The organism is Thiohalocapsa marina (assembly GCF_008632335.1).
Classification (GTDB): domain Bacteria; phylum Pseudomonadota; class Gammaproteobacteria; order Chromatiales; family Chromatiaceae; genus Thiohalocapsa; species Thiohalocapsa marina.
This window is the reverse complement of the sequence record NZ_VWXX01000090.1, coordinates 1-627: the sequence shown is the minus strand read 5'-3', so window position 1 is coordinate 627 and position 627 is coordinate 1. Positions and strand designations below refer to the sequence as shown.

The following is a 627-nucleotide window of genomic DNA, read 5'->3' as shown; positions in this document are numbered from 1 at the left end:
TCGGGCATCGGCCCGAGATCCTCGTCCCAGGCGGGCGGTCCGCGCGCGGGGGCAATCGGCGGCGGTTCGGTGGGCTCGCCGAGAGCCAAGAGAATCCGCTCGACGGGAGCGGCCTCGGTCACGAAAGCGATGATCCGCATGTCCGCCCCGCAGTTGGGGCAGACCAGCGGTAGGGACTCGAACAGCCGCGCCAGCAGCATGGCCCAGAGATAGCGCGCCGGAGATCGCACGTTGCGGAGCGGAGCAGCGGACGGTGGGTTCGCCTCGGCGGAGGCGCTCAGGTCGTCAGCCGCATCACGCCCTAAGGCGACGGCCGCTGCACGCAGGGGCGAGTTGGGCGCGAGCACGCCGTGGTAGCGATGGCGGTGCCGCCTGGGCGGCGGGATCAGCGCCGCGAGATGGTCGATCAGCTCCAGTGGGGTGAGCGACAGCGCAGTGGTGCCGTCGCGTTGGGTTCGAGGCAGCCGGTAGATGACCTGCCGCTCATCGATGAGCTCGAGACGCTCGAGCGCGAACGGCGGGCGGGCACAGTAACGCAGCAGGCGCTCCAGCCCAGCGCGATCGTGCGCGCCCACGCGCACCGCGGCATCGAGTGAGAATCCGCTGTTCTCCCAAGCGAGCATCTCG

General features: G+C 70.7%; 1 protein-coding gene. It reads right to left on the bottom strand.

Features of this window, described 5'->3' with window-relative positions; all coding sequences use genetic code 11:
* A partial coding sequence (locus tag F2Q65_RS19325; RefSeq protein WP_211354125.1) for a transposase occupies window positions 1-627 on the bottom strand: 627 nt, incomplete at both ends.